The sequence below is a fragment of the Methanoregula sp. genome (assembly GCF_002835825.1).
In the GTDB taxonomy this organism is placed as follows: Archaea; Halobacteriota; Methanomicrobia; order Methanomicrobiales; family Methanospirillaceae; genus Methanoregula.
The window spans coordinates 1-5,363 of sequence record NZ_PIZH01000140.1; the positions used below are offsets into that span (position 1 = coordinate 1).

The following is a 5,363-nucleotide window of genomic DNA, read 5'->3' on the forward strand; positions in this document are numbered from 1 at the left end:
ACCCGGCGCGGTCCCGTCAGACATTTACCGGGCTGTCATGGCGAGCCTTGAGCCGGCGTTCCTCGAGAACTTCATGGGATACGGCGGGAAGCAGGTGAAGTTCCTCGGCCACGGGATCGGGCTCTGGATCGACGAGACCCCGGTCATCGCGGAGGGCTTTGACGAGCCGCTCGAAGAAGGAATGGTCTTTGCTCTCGAGCCCAAGAAGGGAATTCCGGATGTCGGGCTTGTCGGGATTGAGAACACGTTCGCCGTCAGCCCGCAGGGCGGCCGGTCGCTGACCGGGAAAAGCAAAGGATTAATCGAAGTATTCTGATTCGCGTCGGGGACTATCCCTAATAACGCTTTTTTGTAACCGTTACCCCTCTTTTGTCCCTCGTACGAGATACCCGGTGTAGCCTGCGGAAAACCCCCCTTTTCTCCCCGTGCGGATGAGTTCCTCCCAGATAACGGCGGTCTCGCCCGGTTCAAGGTTCCCGGCCCGGACCATCCGCTCCAGCAGGTCCGGCAGGTCGAAGACCTGTTTTGCTGTCGCAAGGTCGGTGAGCACGAGCTCGCGGGGCTCTGAACGGACAGCCGTGATCCCGCAGGTCTCAAACAGCGAGGGGAGGTCCTTCCCCACTCGTCCCGACGCGAAACTGTCATGCCAGGCATGGCGGATCCGGGCAGCGATCTCCTGGTCGCCAAGGCTGATCGAGAACGTCTCCCAGTCATTGTCGAATGCAACCAGAACACCGCCCGGTTTCAGTACCCGGGCCAGTTCACGGATTGTCACCTCCGGCTCACGAAGGTGCTGGAGCACCCGGTCGATCCGGCAGGCATCGAACGCATCACTCCGGAAGGGATTTTGGGTAATGTCACCACGGACAAGGAAGCACCGTTCCCGGCAGCTGGCTGTCCGCGCCGCTGCACGAGAAAGGAGCGCATCGCTTGCGTCCAGACCGACAAGCCTGCATTCCGGGGAGAGCCGGGCTGCAAGCGTGACGAGGTCGGCTCCCGCGCCACAGCCGGCATCAAGCACCCGTAAGGGATTTGTATCGGCAATGATCCGGAAGCTCTCTTCCTTTACGTCACGGAAAAAAGGGATGCCGGCAATCAGGTCGAGGCACCGGTGGCACGCGTCAGTGTCTCCGGATGAATCGACATTCCGGAACCCGGTGGCGAGCGACTGGCGCGAAGGGATGGCAGGCGGGGTCATGAGAGCGGGTGTTGGATACCTCTCTTTTCAACGGCGGAGGATGTAAGGGTTTTTCTCCGGGTTTGTGGGAACGGTCAGGGTGGGTGCAGGGGTCGGACGGTGTACAAATATTTGCCGGACCCTGCGGGTGGCGAGGGGCCTCTCCCGAAAAATCCGGAGTTTTCATTACAGGAACCTGGCCTGAATCAATTAGTACACCGCCCGACCCCCCCACCTGATTCCCCATTTTCTGGAAAGATCGGATAACCTTCCGTCGGCAAAGTGCTGGATCCCAATACGGACGGGTGGTGGGGGTCGGGCGGTGTACTAAATTGTGACAGAATATCCAAGTGGGTGAGAATCATAGGAGGATGGGAGGATGTTCATCAGAACATCTTTGATGAACGAAGCCCCGGGAGCGTTATAAAAAAAGAATTGCAGATTGTTAGTTGTTCTTTGGGTTTGATAACTCCTCAAATTCTCACATCTTGATCTGCGCTAGCGCATCGTACGCGATCTTCCGGAAGAGCGAGGGGTCGATCGTGGGGTACTGCTCTTTTGCCTTCAGGATGTCGGGCGTCGGCTCTTTTGCGAATGCATCGACCCGGTCCAGCGTGTGCATTGCGGCGTCAAGCACCCAGAGGTCGCGGGTGTCCTTGTCCACCACGGTGATCGACTCGACCCGGACGGAGACGAGAGGAGCACTTGCAGGGTCTTTCTGGTAGATAGAGGCTTTTCCGATCACCGCAACGAACTGCGGCGGCTCGATCTTGGCGAGCTGCTGCATTGCCTCCGGCTGGTAACTGCCGGCCATCACAAAGAACGTCCCCGTAGGGTCGACCACGCGGCCCCGGTAGAACATGTTCTGTTCGCCCTGCCGGGTCTTCTCGGTCAGGGTACCGACAATGAAGATCCTGTTCGAGCGCTCACCGCTCGGCAGCAGGACGAACGTCGGGCTTTTCTCGTCCTCGCCATCCTTGAACTGGTACCGGCACTCCCGGAGCTCGGCGGCAAAGACCCGTCGTGCGGGTTCGCGCTCGAACTGCCCCTCACGGCGGGGCATATCGCGTGCGTTCGTGCTCATGAGGGTGCCCCCCCGGCACGATTCAGTAAAGCGGTATGGTCCCCCGTGCTGAACGCAACCTTCTCGCACTTGTTGACCAGCAGGCGGCCATCGATCTCGCGGCCATGGCAGGTGATGTACCGGCCGAGCACGGCGTCCCGCATCTGGAGGAAGACCTCGTCCATCCCGAGCGGGTTGTTCTCCGCGATCTCCTGCGCCTTTGCAAGAGAGATCCCGGTCAGGGCCTCGACAACATCGCGCTGGATCAGGACATTGTGGGTCTTCTCGCCGTCGTCAAGCCATCCTTTGATCCGAAGGTCGTATACGAACTTCGGCTGGATCTCGTGGACCGGGCAGTAGTTCTGCCTTGATAAGGCACGGTTGCAGCCCTCCACCGGGCAGCGCTTGATGATACCGGATCCCGGTGCAATGTGGACGATGGCGCCGGTGAAGGCGGCCTCCCCGCCGCTCACCGCGATCTCGCCTTCCTCCTGAAGGATGGTTGCCGCGTTCAGGTTCAGCGAGAGCCGGCCATTGAACTCGTCCACCTGTGCGTAAAAGATGTTGTACACGGCACCGGGCACGAGTTTTTCCTTGCCCGGCTCCTTCCAGATTACGAACTTGATGGTGCCGGTCTCGTCGCCTAAGAGGCCGGACTGGAGCATCCGTTCGTGGTTCGCCTCCCACTCCTGCACGAACTTGGCCCGCACCCCGCCAATGCCGGGCCGCAGGTCTTTTATGGGTGTCGGGGTCGGAATGAGCGACCGGTCCTCCGCGATCTCCTTAATGGTCGTTCCTGAGTGGACCTTGAGGTTCGCTACACCCTTGTACTCGTCCATGACTGCCGACTCGATCCGGTACCATGATCCCTCGGCCATGGCAGGGGCATTGGACTTTGCCCAGACAACGAACCGGATCGCGCCGGAGTCGTCGGCGATGATGCCGCTCTGGGCAATTGACGCTGAAGCTGGTGCCGAGAGTGCCACGATCTTTCCTTCAATGGTCACCCATTCACCGGGCACTCCTTCGGCGATCTTCTTCTCCTGCGTGCCGCCGCCCGAGCCACCCGCACCGGAACTTCCACCGGAACCCGGTGCCGGGAGGTTGTACTCCTTTGCGAGTTCGCTCGTCACGCTGCGTTCCGCCTCGGAGGGCTGGACACCGAATTCGTCCACGAGCCGCCGGAGTTTGCCTTCGATCTTCGTCACATCGGGCGTCTGCCCGCCCTGGGCAAATTTTCGGGAGATTCGGTTTGCTGCTTCGGAATAATCCATTTTCATACATCTCCAGTTATAAAATTCAGAATGCTGTGCAGATAAGTATGTCACCATGCGTAGTGAAAGTGTTGCTTTGTATCGCACTTCCCCCGGCAAAGGAGTCGGGTAGTATCGCGAGATTTATCTCACGAAAGAGCTGAACTTAGAGTTACTATGTCTGAGATAACCGCTGACAGCACGATCTATGAACTCCTCAAGGCAAAGCCTGAGGCAACCGAGGCTCTCTTCAAGTTCGGCATGGGCTGTGTCGGCTGCGCAATCGCCCGCGGCGAAACCATCCGGCAGGCTGCCGAGGCACACGGCATCCCGCTCCCCGAGCTCCTCAACGCGCTTGGCATAAAAGAGTGAGCCCACTCTTTTAGTCGGGCAATAAAATTACCCAAGCATCAAGGAATAATTGTATTATTCCTCTCAATGAACTCCCGGCGGAGTTCACCATCAAAGAGTGATTGAGATCACTCTTCTCATCGTGCGGTGAACCGCACGACATAAAAGAGTCAACCCACTCTTTACGTCGGGCCAAACAATCGCCCAAGCATAAAGGAGGAAGGCCTCTTTTTCATTGGGCAAAAGAATCCCTTATGCAAAAGGGACCAAACAAACTGCGTTTTTCTTTTCCGTTTTTAAAAGGTGATTATTGTTTCTGCGTCTGCTGTTCTGCGTACTGCATCAGCTCTTCGCGTGAGGCATTCGGGAATTTTCTGAAATAGGTGGCAACAGCCGGCTCGTGCAGGAGCGTGCAGGCAGCACAGTTCCAGACCTTTCCCCCGCCCGAACTTGTCACCCACTGCCCGAGACGTTCGTCTTTGCACGGGTAGAACGGGCAGTAACAGAAGGCGCAGGACTGCCCTGCGAAATGGCAGGGGTAATACGGGCATTCCTTACCGGGTGTCCACTCCGCCCAGTGGCCGCCTTGGAACCGGCTGTAGACGAAGAAGGCCGGGCGGCTGGACTGCGTGCCGGTGTCATGCCTTTGGAGAGCCTCGGGGACCCCGTGGAGGACGGCCTCCCGGACCCGCAGGCCGGCCGGCGTGATGCGGCCGGCAAACCGGTGGAAGGTCTCACCTTCCGAGGCTGCGATAACGGCATCGGTGGGCGTGCCGGTTGCCGGGAGGTCGAGCCCGAGCAGCGCCTCGGCCTTTGCCTCGGTCGCGACCATGATGGTCTCGAGCAGGGCAGCGTCCTCCATCCCTTCGCTGCTGCAGATGATGATGTTGATCGTGCCGGCCGTTGACGGGGGCTCCCGCCGGGTCCCGGCTGTAACAAAGACCGTTATGAAATCGTACTGGAGGATGCAGGCCTGCTGCACCGGGACAGAAGTCAGGAGGCCGAAGAGATCGGATCCAATCCCCTCTGCGGCAGCGACCCGCTCGATCTCTTTTTCCGGATCATCATGGTGCCAGTCTTGAGGGACGGTATGGTTGATGAGGGAAGAGACCGAACGGATGCCCCCGAGAATCCCGGTGCTGGCGGCGCGGAACGACCCGCGGATAAAAAGCGTGGATTTACCGAGGTAATATCTCATGCAACAGAATAGCGGGTGCGGTCTTTGAGCTCCTGCTGCTTGCCGGCATTCCAGCCGGAGACGTCCTGGAGGTATCCTGTGACCCTGCTGATCTGGGTGACGTCGTGTGAGCCGCACTCGGGGCAGACCGCCTGGCCGCAGAGCGGGCAGTATTCGATGCCCGCGATCACTTCATGGGTGCAGTTGCAGTGGTCGAGGGGGCACATGAGCTCGAGGTGTGTCTCGCCGCAGTTCGGACACGGGTTCTCCTCGACAATGAGGTGGCAGGTGTGGCACTTGTATTTACGGTCATGCTCGGGAATGTCGGATAGTGTCTTGTAG

The 5,363-nt window shown here is 59.1% G+C and carries 7 protein-coding genes; 2 read left to right on the forward strand and 5 right to left on the reverse strand.

Annotation, left to right across the window (positions count from 1 at the left end; all coding sequences use genetic code 11):
• The coding region (locus CW742_RS06410; protein ID WP_292418060.1) for a Xaa-Pro peptidase family protein at positions 1 to 316 on the forward strand (316 nt) is incomplete at its 5' end.
• Positions 317 to 358: 42 nt separating this feature from the next.
• Here CW742_RS06410 and CW742_RS06415 read toward each other — a convergent pair.
• The 3 genes from CW742_RS06415 to CW742_RS06425 form a co-directional block, all read right to left on the reverse strand.
• Positions 359 to 1,198 (reverse strand): methyltransferase domain-containing protein, encoded by an 840-nt coding sequence (locus CW742_RS06415; RefSeq protein ID WP_292418063.1) that lies wholly within the window; start codon positions 1,196 to 1,198, stop codon positions 359 to 361.
• A 460-nt stretch (positions 1,199 to 1,658) separates the two neighbouring features.
• A complete protein-coding gene (locus CW742_RS06420) occupies positions 1,659 to 2,261 on the reverse strand; it encodes an RPA family protein (protein WP_292418066.1) in 603 nt (200 codons plus the stop codon).
• A complete protein-coding gene (locus tag CW742_RS06425; RefSeq protein WP_292418068.1) occupies positions 2,258 to 3,514 on the reverse strand; it encodes a nucleotide-binding protein in 1,257 nt (418 codons plus the stop codon). The genes CW742_RS06420 and CW742_RS06425 overlap by 4 nt, the downstream gene beginning before the upstream one ends.
• 156 nt (positions 3,515 to 3,670) lie before the next feature.
• Between CW742_RS06425 and CW742_RS06430 the strand changes: the two genes are divergently transcribed.
• Positions 3,671 to 3,865 (forward strand): DUF1858 domain-containing protein, encoded by a 195-nt coding sequence (locus CW742_RS06430; protein ID WP_015284064.1) that lies wholly within the window; start codon positions 3,671 to 3,673, stop codon positions 3,863 to 3,865.
• A 286-nt stretch (positions 3,866 to 4,151) separates the two neighbouring features.
• Here CW742_RS06430 and CW742_RS06435 read toward each other — a convergent pair whose 3' ends face one another.
• Together CW742_RS06435 and nrdD are read right to left on the reverse strand one after the other, a co-directional pair.
• Positions 4,152 to 5,042: an adenosylcobinamide amidohydrolase gene (locus CW742_RS06435; RefSeq protein ID WP_292418075.1), complete on the reverse strand. Its 891-nt coding sequence runs from the start codon at positions 5,040 to 5,042 to the stop codon at positions 4,152 to 4,154.
• Positions 5,039 to 5,363 (reverse strand): anaerobic ribonucleoside-triphosphate reductase (gene nrdD, locus CW742_RS06440; RefSeq protein ID WP_292418077.1); only part of this gene is annotated, 325 nt, incomplete at its 5' end. The genes CW742_RS06435 and nrdD, both read right to left, overlap by 4 nt.

Coding starts and splice junctions, on each gene's coding strand:
- CW742_RS06415 (WP_292418063.1), bottom strand. CDS start 1,198: ATGACCCCGCCTGCCATCCCTTCGCGCCAGTCGCTCGCCACCGGGTTC.
- CW742_RS06420 (WP_292418066.1), bottom strand. CDS start 2,261: ATGAGCACGAACGCACGCGATATGCCCCGCCGTGAGGGGCAGTTCGAG.
- CW742_RS06425 (WP_292418068.1), bottom strand. CDS start 3,514: ATGGATTATTCCGAAGCAGCAAACCGAATCTCCCGAAAATTTGCCCAG.
- CW742_RS06430 (WP_015284064.1), top strand. CDS start 3,671: ATGTCTGAGATAACCGCTGACAGCACGATCTATGAACTCCTCAAGGCA.
- CW742_RS06435 (WP_292418075.1), bottom strand. CDS start 5,042: ATGAGATATTACCTCGGTAAATCCACGCTTTTTATCCGCGGGTCGTTC.